Annotated in this window: 16 protein-coding genes, 1 tRNA gene and 1 pseudogene; 10 read left to right on the top strand and 8 right to left on the bottom strand. The window is 61.8% G+C overall.

The features are described 5' to 3' along the window. Window positions 1–81 precede the first annotated feature (81 nt). Window positions 82–1,350, bottom strand: a complete 1,269-nt coding sequence (gene pstA, locus DESPR_RS03000; protein WP_015723335.1) for a phosphate ABC transporter permease PstA — start codon at window positions 1,348–1,350, stop codon at window positions 82–84. Further along, a complete protein-coding gene (gene pstC, locus DESPR_RS02995) occupies window positions 1,343–2,728 on the bottom strand; it encodes a phosphate ABC transporter permease subunit PstC (RefSeq protein WP_015723334.1) in 1,386 nt (461 codons plus the stop codon). Before pstC ends, pstA begins: the two co-directional genes overlap by 8 nt. Before the next feature lie 182 nt (window positions 2,729–2,910). Here pstC and DESPR_RS02990 point away from each other — a divergent pair, with 182 nt between their 5' ends. From DESPR_RS02990 to DESPR_RS02975, 4 genes and pseudogenes are all read left to right on the top strand, one after another. Next, window positions 2,911–4,044 (top strand): 6-phosphofructokinase, encoded by a 1,134-nt coding sequence (locus tag DESPR_RS02990; RefSeq protein WP_015723333.1) that lies wholly within the window; start codon window positions 2,911–2,913, stop codon window positions 4,042–4,044. A 176-nt stretch (window positions 4,045–4,220) separates the two neighbouring features. Then, window positions 4,221–4,508: pseudogene (locus DESPR_RS18290) on the top strand (ArsC family (seleno)protein); the annotation flags it as partial. A 4-nt stretch (window positions 4,509–4,512) separates the two neighbouring features. Beyond that, window positions 4,513–5,709 (top strand): aminotransferase class I/II-fold pyridoxal phosphate-dependent enzyme, encoded by a 1,197-nt coding sequence (locus tag DESPR_RS02980; RefSeq protein WP_015723331.1) that lies wholly within the window; start codon window positions 4,513–4,515, stop codon window positions 5,707–5,709. After that, on the top strand, window positions 5,702–6,358 hold the full coding sequence (locus DESPR_RS02975) for a DUF452 family protein (RefSeq protein WP_015723330.1): 657 nt from the start codon (window positions 5,702–5,704) through the stop codon (window positions 6,356–6,358). Before DESPR_RS02980 ends, DESPR_RS02975 begins: the two co-directional genes overlap by 8 nt. 54 nt (window positions 6,359–6,412) lie before the next feature. Here the strand turns inward: DESPR_RS02975 and DESPR_RS02970 are convergent, their stop codons facing one another. Then, window positions 6,413–6,688: a DUF504 domain-containing protein gene (locus DESPR_RS02970; RefSeq protein ID WP_015723329.1), complete on the bottom strand. Its 276-nt coding sequence runs from the start codon at window positions 6,686–6,688 to the stop codon at window positions 6,413–6,415. Window positions 6,689–6,954: 266 nt separating this feature from the next. Between DESPR_RS02970 and DESPR_RS02965 the strand changes: the two genes are divergently transcribed. From DESPR_RS02965 to DESPR_RS02955, 3 genes are all read left to right on the top strand, one after another. After that, entirely contained in the window at window positions 6,955–8,751 is a 1,797-nt protein-coding gene (locus DESPR_RS02965; RefSeq protein ID WP_218918272.1) for an HD domain-containing phosphohydrolase, read from the top strand. A gap of 422 nt (window positions 8,752–9,173) precedes the next feature. Beyond that, window positions 9,174–11,420 carry a dermokine domain-containing protein gene (locus tag DESPR_RS02960; protein ID WP_015723326.1) on the top strand — a complete coding sequence of 749 codons (2,247 nt, stop codon included), beginning with the start codon at window positions 9,174–9,176 and terminating at the stop codon, window positions 11,418–11,420. 234 nt (window positions 11,421–11,654) lie between these two features. Beyond that, a complete protein-coding gene (locus DESPR_RS02955) occupies window positions 11,655–12,023 on the top strand; it encodes a hypothetical protein (RefSeq protein ID WP_015723325.1) in 369 nt (122 codons plus the stop codon). A gap of 8 nt (window positions 12,024–12,031) precedes the next feature. Here the strand turns inward: DESPR_RS02955 and DESPR_RS02950 are convergent, their stop codons facing one another. From DESPR_RS02950 to DESPR_RS02935, 4 genes are all read right to left on the bottom strand, one after another. After that, window positions 12,032–12,466 (bottom strand): PilZ domain-containing protein, encoded by a 435-nt coding sequence (locus DESPR_RS02950; protein WP_015723324.1) that lies wholly within the window; start codon window positions 12,464–12,466, stop codon window positions 12,032–12,034. 139 nt (window positions 12,467–12,605) lie between these two features. Then, window positions 12,606–15,089 (bottom strand): PAS domain S-box protein, encoded by a 2,484-nt coding sequence (locus tag DESPR_RS16985; RefSeq protein ID WP_169701516.1) that lies wholly within the window; start codon window positions 15,087–15,089, stop codon window positions 12,606–12,608. A gap of 249 nt (window positions 15,090–15,338) precedes the next feature. Continuing rightward, window positions 15,339–15,896 carry a hypothetical protein gene (locus DESPR_RS02940; RefSeq protein WP_015723322.1) on the bottom strand — a complete coding sequence of 186 codons (558 nt, stop codon included), beginning with the start codon at window positions 15,894–15,896 and terminating at the stop codon, window positions 15,339–15,341. An 8-nt stretch (window positions 15,897–15,904) separates the two neighbouring features. Further along, window positions 15,905–16,654 (bottom strand): hypothetical protein, encoded by a 750-nt coding sequence (locus DESPR_RS02935; RefSeq protein ID WP_015723321.1) that lies wholly within the window; start codon window positions 16,652–16,654, stop codon window positions 15,905–15,907. Between the two features lie 431 nt (window positions 16,655–17,085). Between DESPR_RS02935 and DESPR_RS18285 the strand changes: the two genes are divergently transcribed. Then, the gene (locus DESPR_RS18285; RefSeq protein ID WP_169701515.1) at window positions 17,086–17,427 is read left to right on the top strand and encodes a hypothetical protein; all 342 of its coding nucleotides are present in this window, start codon (window positions 17,086–17,088) and stop codon (window positions 17,425–17,427) included. Window positions 17,428–17,914: 487 nt separating this feature from the next. Here the strand turns inward: DESPR_RS18285 and DESPR_RS02925 are convergent. Beyond that, a tRNA-Leu gene (locus DESPR_RS02925) sits at window positions 17,915–18,001 on the bottom strand. A 249-nt stretch (window positions 18,002–18,250) separates the two neighbouring features. On the opposite strand from DESPR_RS02925, the gene rsmB reads away from it, so the two are divergent. After that, window positions 18,251–19,603, top strand: a complete 1,353-nt coding sequence (rsmB, locus tag DESPR_RS02920) for a 16S rRNA (cytosine(967)-C(5))-methyltransferase RsmB (RefSeq protein WP_015723319.1) — start codon at window positions 18,251–18,253, stop codon at window positions 19,601–19,603. A gap of 74 nt (window positions 19,604–19,677) precedes the next feature. Beyond that, on the top strand, window positions 19,678–20,265 hold the full coding sequence (locus DESPR_RS02915) for a DUF6657 family protein (RefSeq protein WP_015723318.1): 588 nt from the start codon (window positions 19,678–19,680) through the stop codon (window positions 20,263–20,265).

Below are 20,265 nucleotides of genomic sequence, written 5' to 3'. Positions count from 1 at the left end.
GTTGATGAACAAGTTGGTTGAAAAAAAGGTAGCAGCTCAATATTTGTACCGGGTTAGCAAACCGTTTCGATTGTGTGTTGCTTACCAACGGCGTTCGAATTTGTTGCGCAACAAGACCGCGGCGGCGTTCATGGCCAGCAGCAGCACGAGCAGGACCATAATCGCCGCCGAGGTCCGTTCGACAAAGGCCCGTTCCGGGCTGTCGGCCCAGAGGTAGATCTGGACCGGCAGCACCGTCGCCGGATCATGGAACCCCTGGGGCACGTCGACGATGAAGGCCACCATGCCGATCATCAACAGCGGCGCGGTCTCGCCCAGGGCACGGGCCATGCCGATGATCGCCCCGGTCATCATCCCCGGCAGGGCCAGGGGCAGAACGTGGTGGGCGATGGTCTGCATCTTGGAGGCGCCCACCCCCAGGGCCGCCTCGCGGATCGAGGGCGGCACCGATTTGAGCGAGGCCCGACTGGCGATGATGATCGTCGGCAGGGTCATCAGGGTCAGCACCAGGCCGCCGACCAGCGAGGAGGAACGCGGCAGACCGAGGAAATTGAGGAACACCGCCAGGCCGAGCAGGCCGAAAACGATCGAGGGGATCGCGGCCAGGTTGTTGATGTTGACTTCGATCAGGTCGGTCCAGCGGTTCTTGGGAGCGAACTCTTCCAGATAGACCGCCGCGGCCACGCCCACCGGAAAGCTGAGCACCAGGGTCACGGCCAGGGTGAAGAGCGAACCCATGGTGGCGCCGCGGATGCCGGCCAGCTCGGGCTCGCGCGAGTCACCGGCCTGGAAGAAGGCGGCGTTGAACCGCTGTTCCAGCCGCCCGGCCTCGATCAGCCGGTCGATCCAGGCCGCCTGCTGGTCGCTGATCCGTCGTTCCGACTCGGGCACGTCGCGGGGAATGTGGCCCTTGACGAACATGTCCACCTCGTCGTCGGCCGTCACCCAGACGGCCCGGGTGGTGCCGATCAACTCGGGCTTGGCCATCACCATCGCCTGCAGGGCATGGGCCGCGCCGCTGCTGACCAGCTTGGCCACGGTTCGCTTGTCCTGGCGGCTCTCCACCTCGGGGAACAGGGCCAGAACCGCCTCCCGCACCAGGGCCGCGTAGTTGGCGGTGGCCAGGTTGTCGACGTCGAGCACCGCCGGGTCAAAATGGATGTCGAGCAGGATCTCGCTCTGGCGGAAGGCGGTGTAGCCCTTGGCGCCGATCGAGGCGAGCAGCAGGACCAGAAACAGCAGGCTGGCGACAATGGCTGTCAGGCCAAACATTCGGAAGCGGCGTTCCCGGCGGTAGCGGGCGACCAGGCCGACCTTGACCCGGTCCATGGTGGAAATGTCGTTATTCATATTCTTCCCGGTATGTGCGCACCACGTAGAGGGCGATGACGTTGAGCGCCAGGGTGACCACGAACAGCAGCATGCCCAGGGCAAAGGCGGCCAGTGTCTTGGGGCTGTCGAACTCCTGGTCGCCGACCAGCAGGGTGACGATCTGCACGGTCACCGTGGTCACCGCCTGCAGCGGGTTGAGGGTCAGGTTGGCGGCCAGGCCGGCGGCCATGACCACGATCATGGTCTCGCCGATGGCCCGCGACACCGCCAGCAGGATCGAGCCGACGATGCCCGGCAGGGCGGCGGGCAGGACCACCAGCTTGATGGTCTCGCTCTTGGTCGCGCCCAGTCCGTAGGAGCCGTCGCGCAACGACTGGGGCACGGCGTTGATCACGTCGTCGGACAGCGAGCTGACAAAGGGGATGATCATGATCCCCATGACCAGGCCAGCGGCCAGGGCGCTCTCCGAGGCCACCGACAGGCCGAACACGCCACCCAGATCGCGGATCAGCGGCGCCACCACCAGGGCGGCGAAAAAACCGTAGACCACCGTGGGCACCCCGGCCAGGATTTCCAACAGCGGCTTGACCGTGGCCCGGAATTTTGGCCCGGCATATTCGGAAAGATAGATGGCCGACATCAGGCCCAAGGGCACGGCGATGGCCATGGCAATGGCCGAGATGAGAAAGGTGCCGGCGAGCACCGGCACGGCGCCGAAGCTGCCGGAACTGCCGGCCTGGTCGGCGCGGATGGCCATTTGCGGGCTCCACTTGAGACCGAAAAGGAAATCGGTGAACGGCACCTGCTGGAAGAAGCGGATCGACTCGAACAGCACCGAGAGCACGATGCCGATGGTGATGAACACCGCCAGGATGGAACAGAGGATGAGGGCGATTTCGATCGCCAGCTCGACCTGGTTGCGCGCCCGCAGACCCGGCCGGATGCGGCCATGGAGCACCGAGGCGCCAATCAGGCCGGCGGCCAGGGCCGTCGCCGCCAGAGCCAGGTCGCTGATGCGTTCCATGCCCAGATAGCGGTCAGCGGCGGCCTGGAGCAGCGGATCGACCGCCAGGCCGAGCGGTCTGCCGGCCACCAGGTTCCGCAGGTCGTTGGTCAGCAGGCCCAGCTGTTCCGGACTCAGCGACCCCTTGGCGGCCACCACGCTGTCCATGGCCAAACGGGTGAGCAGGGGTTCGGCCAGCAGCTGCCAGGCGACGATCACCAGCAGGGCGGGCAGGCCGCACCACAGACCGGTGAGCAGACCGTAATAGCCGGGCCGGGAGTGCATCCGCACACCGCTCCCACGGCCGGCGAGGACGAGGGCGCGCCGTTTGCCCAGCCAGAAGGCCAGGGACGACAGGAGAAAAACAATGGTGATCAGCAGCAGGGGTGACATGCACACTCCATCAGAGGCCGGCGGGCCCATCCCGCCGTAACTGAGGGAAAGGTATCGGTGCCATGTTAAAGACAGGTTCGGCCTCGGTTAGGATTTGATGAGGATTGTTGCGCCCCGGATGTCGATATGGTTAAAAACAGGGAACGACAAGGTGCCATCAAGGGAATCGCGGAGGAACATCCATGGGAAAATGCATCGGCGTCCTGACCGCCGGCGGCGACAGCCCCGGTCTCAATGCAGCCATCCGGGCCATCGGCAAGAGCGCGCTCAACGCCTACAACATGCAGGTGATCGGTTTTCGCGACGGCTTTCGCGGCCTGATGGAGAACCGTACCGTTCACCTGGAGGGCGAGATCCTCTCCGGCATCCTCACCCTGGGCGGGACCATCCTCGGCACCAGCCGCGACAAGCCGCACAAGATGCCGGTCGGTTCCAAGGTCCAGGACATGACCGAGGTGATGATCGACAACTACCACCGCCACAACCTCGAGGCCCTGATCTGCATTGGCGGCGGCGGCACCCAGAAAAACGCCTATCGGCTGGCCCAGGCCGGGGTGAATGTCATCACCCTGCCCAAGACCATCGACAACGACGTGGCCATGACCGACATCACCTTTGGTTTCGACACCGCCCTGTCGATCGCCACCGACGCCATCGACCGCCTCCATTCCACCGCCCACAGCCACCACCGGATCATCGTGGTCGAGATCATGGGCCACAACACCGGCTGGCTGGGGCTGGGCGCCGGCCTGGCCAGCGGCGCCGACGTGATCCTCATCCCCGAGATCCCCTACGACGTTACCCAGGTGGCCGAGGCGATCCGCAGGCGGCGGCACCGGGGTAAGAACTTCAGCATTGTTGCCGTTTCCGAGGGCGCCCTGGCGCTGGAGGACGCCAAGGAGCTGGCGCGGCTGCAGGACAAGAAACAGGCGGCGCTCAAGGACGACAAGAAGCAGAAAAAGGCCGCCGCCGCCCTGGCCGCCTTTCAGGCCAACCACGCCACCAACACCCTGCGGCTCTCGGCCCAGCTGGAGGCCCTCACCGGACTGGAAAGCCGGGTGACCATCCTCGGCCATCTGCAGCGCGGCGGCACCCCCACGGCCGCCGACCGTATCCTGGCCACCCGGCTCGGTTCCGCCTGCGTGGCCGCGGTCAATGAACGGCAATTCGGCTGCATGGTCGCGGTCAAGGGCGAATCCACCGAACTGGTGGACCTCGCCCAGGTGGTCGGCAAGCGCAAGACCGTGCCGCTTGACCATCCCTGGATCCGGGCCGCCCTGGAAACCGATGCCTGTCTCGGCAACCGGGTGGGGTAAACCACCCGGGCGCAGCCCTTTCTCTGGAAAAAAAGTGGTGATCCCGGCCATCCGGGACTATAATGATGCGCTGTTTGCCACGTTGTTGCACTGTTGCCCCGTTTTCTGGAGCCAATGGAGGATGTATGCAGATTGAATGGGCCTATTTGAGAAAAGGCTGAGCCTCGTGCGCCAAGGCACAGGATGTGCTGAACCGTCATACCTTGCCCCCGGAACGGGTTGCCGATGCCCGCAAGGAATCGCTCGCTGGCGAGGAGGCCTGGAAATTGTTGGCCGGCGCCCGGGAGATCCTGGTGGCCAAGGGCAAGACCTATCAAGTGTTCGATCCGCGCACCGACAGCAAAGAAGCGATTCTTGCCCAGGCCCTGGGCCGAACCGGCAACCTGCGCGCCCCCACCCTGCGGATCGGCGACCGGCTGCTGGTCGGCTTCAGCGACAGCCTGTACAGCCAACTCGTGGAATAACCCCATGTCCGTTCTCGACCCTTCTCTAAGCGAAGCGCTGGCCGAGATCGAGCGCCAGGGGCAGCGGCGCCAACTGGTGCCGGTCACCCACCTCGACCGTGGCCGGATCGACATTGACGGCCGCCGCTATCTCAACCTCGCCGGCAACGATTACCTCGGCCTGGCCACCAATCGGGAGCTGCTCCAGGCCTTTTACAGCGAGCAGAACAGCGACACCCTGCTGGAACGCTACGGCTTGGGCAGTACCGCCTCACGGTTGATGACCGGCAACACCCTGCCCTATGCCCGGCTGGAGGAACTGCTCTGTACCCTGTACCAGGCCGAGGCGGCCCTGGTGTTCAATTCGGGCTACCACATCAACATCGGCCTGCTGCCGGCCCTGACCGGCAAACAGGATCTGATCCTGGCCGACAAACTCTGCCATGCCAGCCTGATCGACGGCATGCGCCTGTCGCGGGCCAAGGTCATCCGCTACCCGCATCTCGATTATGCGGCGGTCGAGCAGGTGCTCACCAAGGACCGGGCCCGATTTCGCCAGGTGATCATCGTCACTGAATCAATCTTCAGCATGGACGGCGACACCGCCGATCTGGCCGAATTGGTGCGGATCAAGGACCGTTTCCGGGCCGCGCTCTACGTCGACGAGGCGCACGGGGTCGGCATCCGCGGCGACAACGGCCTCGGCCTGGCCGAGGAACAGGGAGTGCACCGGCAGATCGAGATCCTCACCGGCACCTTCGGCAAGGCTTTCGGCGGCCAGGGTTCCTTTGTGGTGGGCTCGCGCCTGCTGATCGACTACCTGCTCAATACCGCCCGCTCGCAGATCTTCAGCACCGGCCTGCCGCCGGTATCGGTCCATTGGTTGTGCTTCGTGCTCCGCCACATCCCCCTGATGCGCGAGCAGCGGGCCAAGGTCGACCAGCTGGCCGCCCGTTTCCGCGAAGCCCTGCGCGGCCTCGGCCTGCGCACCGACGGCAGCAGCAACATCGTGCCGGTGCTGGTCGGCGACGCCGCCCGGACCGTGAACGCGGCCGAGCGCATCTGCGAGGCCGGCTACTGGGTCAAGGCAGTCCGGCCGCCCACGGTGCCGGCCGGCACCTCGCGCCTGCGGCTGTCGCTCAACGCGGCCATGGACTGGGAGCAACTGGCGCCGCTGCCCGCGATTATCAAAACCGCCCTGGAGGAGGCCGACCATGCGTAGCGACTGGCTCAAGCGCGGGCCGCACCGGGAATGCATCCTCTTTTTCAGCGGCTGGGGCATGGACCCGACTCCCTTTGACGGTCTGGAGGCGGCGGCCCACGATGTCTGCCTGTTCCACGACTACCGACAGCTGGCACCGATCGACCTCGCCCCCTTTGCCGGCTACCAGCGGCTGCACCTGATCGGCTGGTCCATGGGGGTGTGGGTGGCGGCCCATCTGCTGGCCGACCGGCCCACAGCCTTTGCCTCACGCACCGCTCTTGGCGGTACCCTGACGCCGATCGACCAGCAGCGCGGCATCCCGTCGGACAACTACGCCGAGATGCTCGACCATTTCAGCCAGGAGGTGCTGGACAGCTTCTACCGCAACATGTTCGACGACGACCACCAGCTCGCCCGTTTCCTGGCCACTCGGCCGCAGCGCGACCTACCCGCCCTGCGCGAGGAGATGGCCGCCTTCCGCGACGCCTTTACCCAAGCCGGTCCGGCGGCCGACCTCTATGACCACAAGATCATCACCAGCCGCGACCGAATCTTTTCCGGCCGCAACCAGATGCGCGCCTGGGGCAAGGGCTGCGGCACGGTCCACACCTGGCCCCATTTCCCCTTCTACCTGCTTGCCGACTGGCGCGAGCTGCTGCCGGCCTAACCCCGCCCTCCTTTTTCCCGGAGGGAAACGGTGGCGTGTTACGCGTGCCCCTGGTCACGCTCCGGGGAAAAGCCGGCACCGGGGCCGTTGCCAGATCAGCTCGCCGTTGCGGTACACCTGCTTGATCCGGTGCAGCGGCACCCGATGCCACACGCCCTCCCCATCGACGATCCGCACCGAAAAACGGTCTCCCGGTATGCGCACCACCTGGTGCAGGGGGACGACAAGGATCGCCGCCGCCACGCGGTCTTCATAACCGATAGAAAACTCGGCCCAGCCGAAGTCCCGGTCCCACTGTATACGGTTGAGCAGAACATCTATCGGCATCATGGCCTGTTCCTCTTGATGGCTATCCGTCCGCGCACAGCCTCAGACAACGCCGTGACCGGGCTCGAGTGCTCTTTCCTCAAGGCCACCCAAATCAACGGATCAGCAGGATGAACGATGAGAATTGCTCTTGTTCACTATGGAGCAACATGGGTACAATATTTATATTTCATGCATGCCGATGATCGGCGCAACCGTTTCCAGCCTCTTGCCGTAATCCTGCCGACGGCGGAACTGGCAGGCCAACTCCAGGCCGGGAATCGCCAACGATGAGCCCACCTTTTTCCCTTCGATGGTCTCGCCTCCTCGCCACAGTGCTGCCGATGTTGCTCGCCCTGCTGCCGGCCTCGGTGGCGGCCGACGCCACATCTCTCCGGCCACGGGTACTGGTGCTCCATTCCTATGCCCCGGATTTTTCCTGGACCAGGGATCTGCATACCGGCATCCTGTCGGTCCTGCAAGCACCGGAAATCCAGGCCCGCTACCGGGTGGAATACATGGATGCCAAACATCACGATTCGCCCGCCTATATCGAACGCTTGCTCGCCCTCTACCGGGAGAAATATAGCGGCACTCAGTTCGACGGGGTCATCCTCACCGATGACCACGCCCTGGACCTGGTGGCCCGCCACCGGCAGGATCTCTTTCCCCACGTCCCCATCGTTGCCTGCGGCATCAACGATCCCCGATCGGTTCCCGTCAACGCCAGCGACATGCACATCATCATCGAACGGGTGGCGCACCGGGAAACGCTCGACGCCGCCCTGCAACAGAATCCGGGCACCCGGAAAATTTTCGTCGCGGTGGACCATACACTCACCGGCCAGGTGATCCGCCAGGCCTTTGCCGAACAGGTGCGGCCGTTGCGCGATCGGGTGGCGGTGGAGATCCTGCCGCCGATGACCGGCAGGGATTTGCTGGCGTTTGCGGAGAAACGGACTCCGGGGGAACTTTTCTACCTGCTGGTCTATTTCCAGGATGCCGCCGGCCGGGTGTTCACCGCCGAGGAGATGCCGCGGGCCCTGGCCGCCAGTTCGCCGGTACCGGTTTATGTGGCCTGGGATTTCCAGCTGCGTTCCGGAGCGGTCGGCGGCTGCGTCACCAGCGCCTTCGGCCACGGCCACAAAGCGGCGCAGACCCTGCTGGAACGTCTGGCCGGCGGCCATCCCCCTGCCCTCTACGACCAGCTCACCGAAGTGAACCGACACACCTACAACTATCCCGCGCTGCAACGGTTCGCCATCCCCCTGTCCCGCCTGCCGGCGGATGCCGCGCTCCTCGACCGGCCCCAATCCTATTTCGAACTCCATCGTTCGGCCATCCTCATGGCCCTGGCGATCATCGCCGTTCTCGGCCTGATCATCGTCCTCCTGATCCAGAATGTGTTCAGGCAGCGGACCATCAACCGCGGCAACGCCGAGATCCTGACTCTGAATCGGGAAATGATCGAAACCCAGCTCGAGCTTCTCTCCACCCTGGGCGAGGTGATCGAATCCCGCTCGGGCGATACCGCCAACCATGTCCGCCGGGTGGCCGCCTATGCCGCCCTGCTGGGCCGCGCATACGGCCTGAGCGAGGAGGAGATCGCCCTGCTCGAAGCCGCCGCGCCCATGCACGATATTGGCAAGATCGGCATTCCGGATGCCATTCTCAACAAGCCGGCCAGGCTGACCACCGAGGAATTCGAGCAGATCAAGCACCATACGGTCATTGGCCAACGCATCCTCAACACCTCGGACCGCAAGCTCATGGCCAGCGCCCGCACCATCGCCCTCCAGCACCATGAGCGGTGGGACGGTACCGGCTATCCGGCCGGGTTGCGGGGGGAGGAAATCAATCTGCTGGCACGGATTTGCGCCGTGGCCGATGTTTTTGACGCCCTATCCCTGGGCCGGGTTTACAAACAGCCATGGCCCCGGGAAAAGGTGCTCCAGTTCATCCAACGGGAACGCGGCGGCATGTTCGATCCGCAGATTGTCGACCTGTTCTTCGAACATCTGGAGGAACTGGAGGCCATCAAGCGCCGCCTCTCCGAGCCAACGCAGCCTCCGGTCAGCGAAACCTGATCGGTGTGGCGGCAGCCCGGCTGCCGGTTTGCCGTATGCGGGAAACCTCGCCCCTCGGGAACGGAAAATATTTTCCCGCCTCATTATTTCTCTTGTCGTGGCAACCAGGGAATTGTATTGATTTTATTGATTCATTCTGACGAGCAGCTCGCTAGTTGAAAGATTGTGCACGTGCGGCAGGAGGGACTGGACAGACCGTTTGCCGCCCCCGCCGCTGTGAAAAATCGCTCTGCATCAGGCTAAGCCTGGAAGGAGATGTCATGCAACCGTGCATCGTCGTTCTGGCTGTGTTCCTCTCGTTCCCCTCCCTTTGTCCCGCGAATGTTGAATCCGGCACAGCCATGACCGTGTAGTTGTCCTGCAATGACCACCCTTCGGCGAAGGGAGGTTGTCTTCTTCATCCTTTTATTGGAGAAATGGCCATGAGATACCCTGTTGTCCTGTGTTCGCTCCTCCTGCTGCTCATGCTCGCGCCGTTCCCCTGCGGGGCGCAACCCCAGACCGCCGCTGGCGATTCCGGCTGGCCCCGGATCATCGAGCGCGACGACAAGCGGCTCACCGTCTACCAGCCCCAGGTCGATTCCTGGAACAACTACGCCACGCTCCAGTTCCGTTGCGCCATCAGCGTCAAGGAGGGTGCCGAGGCCAAGGAGCGGTTCGGCGTGGCCGAGGTGGAGGCCAACACCACCGTCGACCACTCCACCCGCGAGGTGGTGGCCCGGCCGGTGCGGCGCGAACTCCGTTTTGCCAACATCCCCGAGACCGAGGCCGCCCGCCTGAGCGCGGTGGTCAATACGTTGCTGCCGCGAAAAGAGGTGACCGTGGTCTCCCTGGACCGGGTGCTGGCCTACCTGGAGCCGGAACAGCACATGCGGCAAAAGCCGGTCGAGGTCAACATTCAGCCGCCCAGGATCTTCCACAGCAGCACGCCGGCCATTCTGGTCATGTTCATGGGCAAGCCCGCCTTCAAGCCGGTGGACGCCAATCGCACCGACCTGATGTTCGCGGTCAATGCCAACTGGGATATCTTTTTTGATACCGCAAGCCAGCAGTATTTCCTCCTCGATGGCAACCAATGGCTGACCGCCAAGGACCCCTTGGCCGGCCCGTGGACCGCGGTCAAAACGTTGCCACAGGTCATGTCCACCCTGCCGGATACGGAGAATTGGGCCGAGGTGCGCACCAACATTCCCGGCAAGACCGGGAGCGAGGTCCCGGTGGTCTTTGCCGCCACCGAACCGGCCGAGCTGATCCTGATCGAAGGAGAGCCGCGCTACACCCCTGTCCCCGCCACCGCGTTGCTGCAGGTGGCCAACACCGGCAGCCCGCTTTTCCTCCACAGTCGCGAAGCGCAGTTCTATTTCCTGGTGGCTGGCCGTTGGTTTCGCGCCAAGTCCTTGGATGGGCCCTGGACCCCGGCCAGCCTGGATCTGCCCGTTGATTTCGCCCATATCCCGACAGACAGCGACGCGGCCTTTGTCAAGGCCTCGGTGCCCGGAACCCGCGAGGCCAAGGATGCCATCCTGTTGGCCTCGGTGCCGACCAGCACCAAGGTGGCGGCCGGCCCAGTGCAGGCGACGGCCCAATACAGCGGCGAACCGAAGTTTGCTCCCATTCAGGGGACCAGTGTCCAGTCCGCGGTCAACACGCCCAGCCAGATCTTTCTGGTGGACAACGCCTATTACTGGTGCAGCAACGGCACCTGGCTGACCAGCTCGTCGCCCAATGGCCCCTGGGTCTACTGCACCTCGGTGCCACCGGCCATCTACGCCATTCCCGCTACTCATCCGGCCCACAACGTGACCTATGTGACCGTGCAGGAGTCCACCCCCTCCACCGTGGTCTACAATCAAACCTCCGGCTACAGCGGCGAATATGTCGCCACCACAGGGGTGGTGATGTTCGGCATGGGCTTGTTGACCGCGGCCCTGATCGACAACTGGGAGGATTGGGATCACCACCACTATTATCCCGCCCCCTACTATTCCTATGGCCGCGCCGCAGTGTACAACCATGGCTATGGCGGCTATGTCTCCCATTACGGCGCCTATGGACCGGGCGGCTCGTATGCCGCGACCCGGGCCTATGGTCCCTATGGCGGGGCCGGCCGGGGAGCCACCTACAACGCCAACACCGGCACCTACACCCGGGGCGGCTATGTCTATGGGCCCGGCGGCAGCGCATCGTACCGTCAGGCCTATAACCCGAATACCGGTGGCTATGCGGAACGCGGCACGGTCAGCACCCCGCGCGGCTCGGCCAGCCGCTTCTATGCGGAAAAGGGCGATAAATCGGTTAAGGGCGGTTCCCGTTCCACCGTCCGTGGCCAGGCGGCCGGGGTCAAGACCAGCGAGGGCACCGGCGCCGTGGCCTGGGATACCCGGCGCGGCCAGGGCGCCGTGGTCAAGGGCCCGGAAGGCAATGTCTATGCCGGCCGCAACGGCCACGTCTACAAGAAGGACAGCAACGGCAACTGGAGCCAACGCGGCGGCAGTGGCGGCTGGTCACGGCCGACGCCGCAGGCCGGTATTGATTCCCGCACCCTGGAGCGGCAGGCCAGTGCGCGGCAATGGGGCAATGCCCAGAGTGCTCGGGCCAGTCAGGTTCGCAGTACCCCGGCCCCGCGATCCTTTGACCGCAGGGGTGGAGGCGGAGGTCGCCGGCGATAACGCGGTCAAACGTCCAGCGGGATAAAGAGTAAGATTGAGGAGCGTGCCGTTGTCGCCATGGCGATCGAACAATCGCGGTAGCCGGGTGAGAAAATCAACCGTTCATGCGGGGACACCCGCCGCCCTGCTCTGCGCCCATTGCGGCAACGGGCGGATTTGCACATGTTTTCATTACACTTTTGTTGAGCCAGGCGTTCAACGACAACGACGGTTCCCTTCACCGGAGGAAAGGCTATGGGCAACAATCAGGGGAAAAAAGTGATCTGGACGTGCCTCACCGCTGTCGCGCTTGCCTGCACGACGGAACCGGCGCTGGCCATGGACTGTTCCGATAAGGCGCGGACCGATCCGGACCTGATGACCGCGGATATCGCCCTGGCCCGGCCAGTGGGCATCGCGGCCACGGTGGCCGGATTCGCCGTCTTTCTGGTCTCCTCGCCCTTTTCCGCCCTGGGCGGCAATACCGACCAGGCATGGGACAGCTTGGTTGCCGCACCGGCCACCTATACCTTCAAACGGCCCTTGGGAGATTTCGAGTGCGATCCGCCCGAGGGCTCGACGGGCAAGGTGGCTCTTCCGGAAACCTCCTCTCCCGGCCACTGAGCGGGGGGTCAGATACGGTGGCCAAACACCTTGGAGGCGTGCAGTTCGGCGACATAGCCCGCCACCTGCGGGTCGAGGTCGACAAACTCGATCCCGACCCGAAACTGTTCGCCCTGGTTTTGACAGTGCTTGACCACGCCCTTGGCGAGGATCTTCATCGTCCCGAGGAAAAAGCCGAACTTGACTGGCACCCCAGGATCCAGCGGCGTCGACATACGCACCGACACCCCGCCCGTGCCGAGATCGAGCAGCTGGCCGACATACGCTTCCCTGGCGGTGGCAATTTTCACCCCGATCTCCTTGAGCTCGAACAGGCCGCACACCGCCTTGCCGTCCATGCGCACGGAGTGCCGCTGATCGGCGGCATGCTCTGACTGGTAGTCCCAATCCACCGACAAACCTTCCAGGGACGGAATGTTGTCCCAGCTCTTTTTCTCTGTCATGCACCCTCCTCCGCAAAAGGGGTTCGCATTGATCCTCGGCCAACGACTTGAACGCCGCCTCCTCTCCTCTTTCACTGTGCCGCCGCAAAACCCAGGCAGAAGCGCTTGCCGGAGAGGATGCGGGATCGGTCAGGCATGTTCAGGTCTTGCCGAGGTTCGCCGCGGAATCAGCGCCGTCCAAGACCGCGCGCACCTTGGCGGCCAACATTCCGGCAGTAAACGGTTTTTGGATGAAGTGGACATGCGTGTCGAGCACGCCACGATGGGCGATGACATCGGCGGGATAACCAGACATGAACAACCATACCATCCGGGGATGAAACGCTGACAAATGGGTGGCCAGGTCGCGGCCGTTCATCTCCGGCATGATCACATCGCTCAGCAACAGGTGGATCGTCCCTTCATGTTCCCGTGCCAGGTAGATGGCTTCCGCCGGGGTGGCGGCAGGCAAGACCGTATAGCCGAGGAGCGCGAGCATCTCCTTGGTCAACTGCAGGACCGACGGCTCGTCTTCCACCAGGAGAATGGTTTCGCTGCCGTGCGCCGTGGCCATGGCCCTCTCCTCTTCCGCCCGCTCGCCCTCCTCATGCCCGGATCGGTATCGGGGGAAGTGCATGGTGAAGGTCGTCCCCTGGCCCGGTTCGCTGGACACAGCGACCATTCCCTTGTTCTGTTTGACAATGCCATACAAGGTGGCGAGCCCTAGCCCGGTGCCCCGTCCCATCGCCTTGGTGGTGAAAAACGGCTCGAACAGATGGGACAGCGTTTCCTGGTCCATGCCGCAACCGTTGTCGCTGACCGACAGCAGCACGTATTCGCCGGGGACAAGCCCCGCCTGCCGCGAGTCGTCCCCCTCGTCGCGAACAACGTTGCCGGTCCGGATGATGATCCGTCCGCCTCCAGCCATGGCGTCCCGGGCATTGATACAGAGATTGACCAAGATTTGATCGATCTGCGAGGAATCCATCAGCACCGGCCACACCGCCGCGCCCGGCTGCCAGAGCAGCTCGACATCCTCGCCGATGAGCCGTTCCAACATGCCGAGCAGCCCCTCCACCGTCTTGTTCAGGTCTAGGACCTTGGGCATGACGGTCTGTTTGCGGGCAAAGGCCAACAGCTGACGGGTAATGTCGGCCGAGCGCCTTGCCGCGTCGTACACCCGTTGGAGACAATCGCGCAGCGGATCGGCGGTCGCCGTCCTGGCCAGGGCCATTTCGGTGTAACCGAGAATCACCCCCAGCATGTTGTTGAAATCATGGGCCACGCCTCCGGCCAGGGTGCCGATGGCCTCCATCTTTTGCGACTGCACCAACTGTTCCTGCAATTTTTTCCGCTCGTTCTCCAACTGTTTGCGCTCGGTGATGTCCCGGGCGATGCCGACCGCATGCCACTCGTCTTTCACGCGAATGGCGGAAAGCGACAGCTCGATGACGATTTCATGGCCGTTCTTGTGTCGGGCTCTCAGCTCAAGCATCCGCCCCACGGCATTGCCCTGCCCGGTCCGACTGAAATGGACCAGGTTCTCGCGATGGGCGGCACGGTCCCGTTGATCGGCGATGAGTTGATGCAGGTCACGATGCAGCACCTCCTCGCTTGCATAGCCGAAGATCGATTCGGCGGCGGGATTCCAATAGCTGATCATCCCCCGATGATCGACCATGACAATGGCATCCATGGCGGCGTTGGTCACGGCGCGCATCCGGGATTCGCTCTGCCGCAATCCTTCCTCGCTGATCTTCAGTTCACGGGTGCGCCGTGCCACGGCCTTGCGCAGGCCGTAATTCCAGAAAAACAAACACAGGACCAGCAGACAAACCAGGGCCGCACCGAGGAGGAGGGTCCTGGTCCACTCAGGACCGAGCAGCGGCAAACCGCGCCACTTCCGGTCGATCTGTCGCTGTTCCTGCTCGGAGATCAGGTCAAATCCCTTTTGTACTTCGGCCAAAAGCGAGAGGTTCCCCTTTTTCACCGCCCGGTGAAATTCCCCGTTATACAGTGGTGGCGTCTCGCGAAAACGGTGGAGAATTCCCATTTTATGCAGATAATACAAGGCCGGAGGCCGGTCGACGGTGAACACCTTGACCCGGCCGTCCCGGGCGGCCTCAACGATTTTTTCGTAGCTGGGGTATTCGACGATATCGGTGATGCCGTGGCGCCGGAGCACATCGAGGACATTGCCCCCGGCCTTGGCGGCCACCATGAACCCCACCGCATCCTCCGGCCCGCTGATGCCCGAAATATCGGCATGGAAAAACAGCGGCACCGCAATGTCCGCGTAGGGCCGGGTGAAATCGTAGAGTTTTTCGCGTTTTTCATTGCGGAAGATGGTGTCGATCACATCGAATTCGCCCGCTGCCATCCGCCGCTGCGCCTCGGCCCACTCCAGGCCGGTCAGTTCGGCCCGTATCCCGGTTTTCCGCTGCCAAAGCCGCCATTGGTCGACAACGATTCCCTGGAGAACGCCCTCGCCGCCAAGAAAGCTATAAGGTGGGTAATTGTTGTCCATCACCACCTTGATGGTCCGGATTGGGGCTTGTTGGCGATCTGCGGCCTGGGTCATGCCGCCCTGGACGAAACACGAGGACAGCAGGAACAGCACGGGAAGAATATGCAGTCCTGACATGGCGATTCGCCGTGAATGCCTGTGCATAGAATAGGTTTCCTTGGATGCGCCCAGGGTGCCCTGGACGACGCACCCGTGTAGAAGGACTCCAACCACTGCCCGTCTGCCGGGGCAACGTGCGTCTGAGCCCCTGGTTGTGCTGACCGCCGCATCTTCGACAGTCAACCGCCTTCGGTCACCCTAGCCAGAGGAACGCTTACTCGAATGCAAAAAGGCGGTCCGCCCCTTGCTTAGGGCAAGCTCAACGCCTCACCCTCCCTTGGGGCCAGTGCTCCTCCCGTCACCACCGCGTGGAGGTACGGCCTCGAACACCTCGCCTTGAAGATGTATTTCCCCACCAGCAACGGTGAGGGCGCCTGCAAAAACGAGCCGGTGATCGCCGGACATGAAACGGCACTCAGGAAACTTGAGAACGCCGTCGACAACGCTCAGTTCGGACGCCGGGTAGGTTCGAGAAACAATACCGCGCGACACCAAGGTCGGTAGGGCTACCTGAGCCGCGGGATGCGGCCTGCTTGGCTCAAGGCGAATGGACTTGAGGGGGATCTGTTCAATCGTTTGCGACAGCGCCGATTGGAAACCGATCGTTGTCGTCTGCGGGTCCCATGATGTGAATTTGCCGTATACCCTTTGCGGTGGCATCGTCTCGTTTCCAGCCACCTGGATCCAGATGGTCAAATCGTCCGTCGTATCGATGCATGGGACCGGCGATTCAGCCTTGTCACCAAGGCCCGCGCCGCGTGCACATGTTACCCCGCCTCCGCCTATCAGTACGGCAACAACCAATAGAAAAAACACGCGCCTCATACCTCCTCCTATCGAAAGACAAGGGTTATGTCCTCGCTATTGGGGAGGACAAGGGTTTCTGGCCGCTCCTTTGGATCTTTGACTGTGGCAAACAAATAAACGAACTTTTCGTCACGGAGTAACAATCGCCAACTCCATTGCTCGGAAGTACACGCCTTGCCGGCCATCAGCGAATCGATCACGCTTGGCTCTCCTACAAACCGGGGAGTCATGGACGGATCACTTTTTTTGAACGTGCTGGTATTACAGCCAATAAACGGCAGCTTGGAGTCAATGCGGGAAATGACGGTCACCTTTGGAAGCCGGGACGTCCCCTCTGCCGCGTTGGTCAGGTAGGCCCGGTACCCGGCTTCACCGCCGGCCTGAAAAGCAACGATCAAAAGGAGAAGAGCAAGCAGGGCATCGACCAGGAGCGGTTTATCGAGGGCAAGCGCGTGCACGACAAAACGCGTTGCCGTGCGGATTTTCTCATTCTCGACATCGGCTGCCCTGCGCAGCGCAAGCAAGGTGAGCTGACAGGGGAGAAGATACACCAATCCTAGTTGCAGGAGATCGATGAAAAACCTGGGATTTCGGGCAATCTCGATCGCGTATACGGGCAGGCTCTCAAGAGGCGCGGAAAGGACAAGACTCTGTAATCCGAAATTATAGTAGTAATTCCAACGAAACGAGTACCCAGCAACCGAGAGAACGACCACAATCAAAGACCACCCTGAAAGGAGCGCCTTGAAAGGAGCAGGAACTTCGATATTGGCCATGAGTTTCTCCATGGCCAGGTCAGCGCAATATTCTCATGATGCACCTCAAGAACGAGAATCCGATCAATTGAATCTGGTTTCTTTTTTTTCGCCAGTCAACTTTTTCAATATACCTTGCTCCTCGGCTGCACGTTCGTGCCGTCTTTGAAAAAAATATAAAAAATCGACCCGGTCAACTGAATTACGCGCCTCTCGATATTTCTTCAAGTCGTGATTTCATGCGGCATGAAGGGATCGGGGTTCATCAATTTCGCTGATGAGTTCTTGGCGGCATGTATTGAAACCGGGGAGTGCCGCCAGCACTTCCCGGTTTTCTTTTTTCAATCGACAGATATAATACTTTGAAATGATGCCAAACTGGTATCATTCAACATGAATCGAATCGCGACCAGCGAGGTGTTGGGGACGCAATGAGAGGAGATGGAAGGGAAATGAATGTCAAGATCCTGTGCTGCTTGCTCGCCATGTTTACAACCGTTTCATTTGTGCTGGGACACACCGCATGCACCGCAGCGCCGCGGGTTGATATCTCTAAATCTCCGCCTGAGCGCACACCGCTAACACCTGAGGAAACGCAGAAGAACAAGGAGAGGCAAGAAAAAATAGAAAAGGAAATGGAAGAGCTTGAAAAAAAACGAAAGCTTGAACATGACCAGAATAATCAAACGGAGAAGAAAACAGGTCCCAAAACGGCAACTGTTCAAGAAAAAGGGTCCTTTTTTTCTCTTCACGGTGCCGGAAAAATCTTTGAGAATACATCCCATGCCGCCTAAACTGATTTGCCTTGCAATGTTCCTCGTCTTCATTGCCGGATGCGCTCCTGGAAAGAATATCCAAAGTGAGCGCCATACATGACGGACTGAGTACCGCCAAGCAGGTGCTTGGATTGTCATGACTATTGAAGACAACAAAGATCGCCTCAAGGCTTAGAATGTAGCCCTGAGTCAAATGCAGTCGGTCACTACCAGCAAAGCCGGTGGCTTGAAAAGATTGTGAACCGCTTAAAGCGTTTTATTCAATAGATTTGGAAATTTTGGGGACAGAATTTTGGGGACAGAATACCAAATTATTCGTTAATCAAGGTACCCCGGATGCATCCTGCTATGCCTTGAAGCGGTTGCAAGGAAAGGTTGGCGCCAGCTACACTTACATGTGGGATATTGAGACGGGAGGGGAAAATGCCTCCATGTGCATGTGAAGGTTATGCAAGCAAATAAAAAAGGGCTTACAGAGTCGATCTCTGTAAGCCCTTGAATTTTCTGGTACCGGAGGTCGGAATCGAACCGACACGGGGTCGCCCCCGCTGGATTTTGAGTCCAGTGCGTCTACCAGTTTCACCACTCCGGCATCAATGCGTCGTCCTATTTACCTTACCCGGCTTTTGGCTGTCAAGGAGGAAAGACAACCTATGAGCCGTGGGCATTAAAACATCCGGGCACAACAAAGCCGTGTCCAGTTCCTCGCGGCAGCGATGGGTGGAAATTCGTTGCAATTCATGCCGACCATGGCAGAGTACAGGGGGCCGGCTTTCACGCCGATTTTTTCCGTATAACATTTCAGGATATTGAAACAATCTCTCTGTGTGCACCGACAATCATGACCGTCCTCCCAGCCTCCCCCCGTGCCGTTGCCGTCGAGGTGCTCTGCCTGTGGGCCACCACCCACAACTCCATTGACCCGCTTTTCCAGACGGCCATCGAACAGTTGCCCGACATCGATCGCGGCTTGGTCAAAACCTTGATCTATGGGGTGCTGCGGCAGAAAGAGTACCTTGACCATATCCTCCGCACCTTTGCCAAGCATCCACTGCGCAAGATGAAACCGCGCACCCTGATGACCTTGCGCATCGGCGTCTATCAACTGCTGTTTTTGAGCCGCATTCCCGAATCGGCGGCGGTCAACGCCACGGTCAACACCCTCAAGGCCGCCAGCCAACCCGCCTGGCTGATCGGTTTTGTCAACGGGATTCTCCGGGCGGTGGCCAGGCAGCGAACACAACTGCCCACCCCCGAACAAATGACCCAGGCCGAGCCGCCAATCCTCAACCATCCGATCTGGCTGGTGGACCGCTGGCGGGCCGAGTTCGGAGAGGCCACGGCGCGGGCGATCTGCGCCTGCAACAACATCGAGCCGCCGCTGACCCTGCGGGTCAATCGTCGACAGACAAGCCGCCCGCTGCTCAAGGCATTATTGGAAAAGAGCGGGATCATGGCACGCAACGGCTTTTTCAGTCCCGTGGCCCTGATCATCGATACCTTTCCCGGGGCGGTGGCCGCCCTGCCGGGATACCAACAGGGCCATTTCCAGGTGCAGGACGAGGCGGCGCAGTTGGCCAGCCTGCTGACCGGTCCCCTGCCCGCCCGCTGCCGCATCCTCGACGGCTGCGCCGGCCTGGGCGGCAAGACCTCGCACCTGGCCGAGATGCTGCCGTCGGACGGGGCGATCGTGGCCGTGGAACCGGACAGCCGGCGGTATCGGCTGCTGCGGGACAACTTGCGCCGTCTCGGCCACAACGCCCAGGCCCTGCCGGTACGCGCCGACCTCAGGGCGTATGCCGCCACCCGGCCCCAACCCTTTGACGCCATCCTCATCGACGCCCCTTGCTCGGGTACCGGGGTGATCCGCCGCCAGCCCGACATCCGCTGGAACCGTCAACCCGAGGACCTGACCCCATACCAGCAAACCCAGGTCCATCTGCTGGAAATCGCCGCCACCCTGCTCAAGCCCGGCGGCGTGCTCGTCTACGCCACCTGCTCGCTCGAGCCCGAGGAGAACCGGGAAACGGTACGGCTGTTCATCGAACGCTGTCCCTGTTTCGCGCTGGAACACGCAGCCGCTTTCCTGCCCGAAAACGCCCGGCGGCTGGTCAATGCCGCCGGTTTTTTTCAACCCAACCCCGCTGATGGGATGGACGGTTTTTTCGCCGCCCGCCTGATCCATCGGCCATAACTTGTAGTTTCCACCGACAGTGTTTATATTCGTGGGCCACACGCACCACCAACCCTTTTGAGGAGAATCCACCAATGGCTGGAATACGATCAACCATGGACCTGGTCATGGAACGGGCCGCCCGCATGGGCATGGCCACGCCGGACGAGATGCGCCACGAAGAAAACCTGAAAAAAGGCATGCAGCTGACCGCCGACTACCTGAACGGCACCAAGGATTCGCTCACCGATGTCCTGGCCGCGCAGGAGCCGGATCAGCGGGAATCGATCCGCAAAGGCATGCTGACCGCCCTGCTGCGCAACCTCTTTCTGCCCCGCGACGAGGATGGTATCAAACGAATCGAGCAGGCGGTCAAGGGTCTGATCGAGCTCAACCAGGGGACCCCCGACATTGCCGCCTTGTGCCGCGAATTGCAGACCATCGCCTCCCAATACGGCCAGCACCGCCAGCAGCTCTACGAGCAGCTCAAGGAACAGATGCGGATGCAGATCGAGCAGCTGTTGATGCGCAAGGGGCTGAAGGCCGACGGCATGAAAATCGACCCAACCATGGAGCCCCAATTCAAGGAGCAGTGGAGCCGGCTGGAGGCTGATCTGGACGGACAGTACGGGCAAGCCCTGGAGCAGTTCAAGGCCCAGCTCAAGGCCTGGACCGGAGCCTGA

It is taken from the genome of Desulfobulbus propionicus DSM 2032, from assembly GCF_000186885.1.
GTDB lineage: Bacteria > Desulfobacterota > Desulfobulbia > Desulfobulbales > Desulfobulbaceae > Desulfobulbus > Desulfobulbus propionicus.
This window is presented reverse-complemented; position numbering and strand designations above follow the sequence as displayed.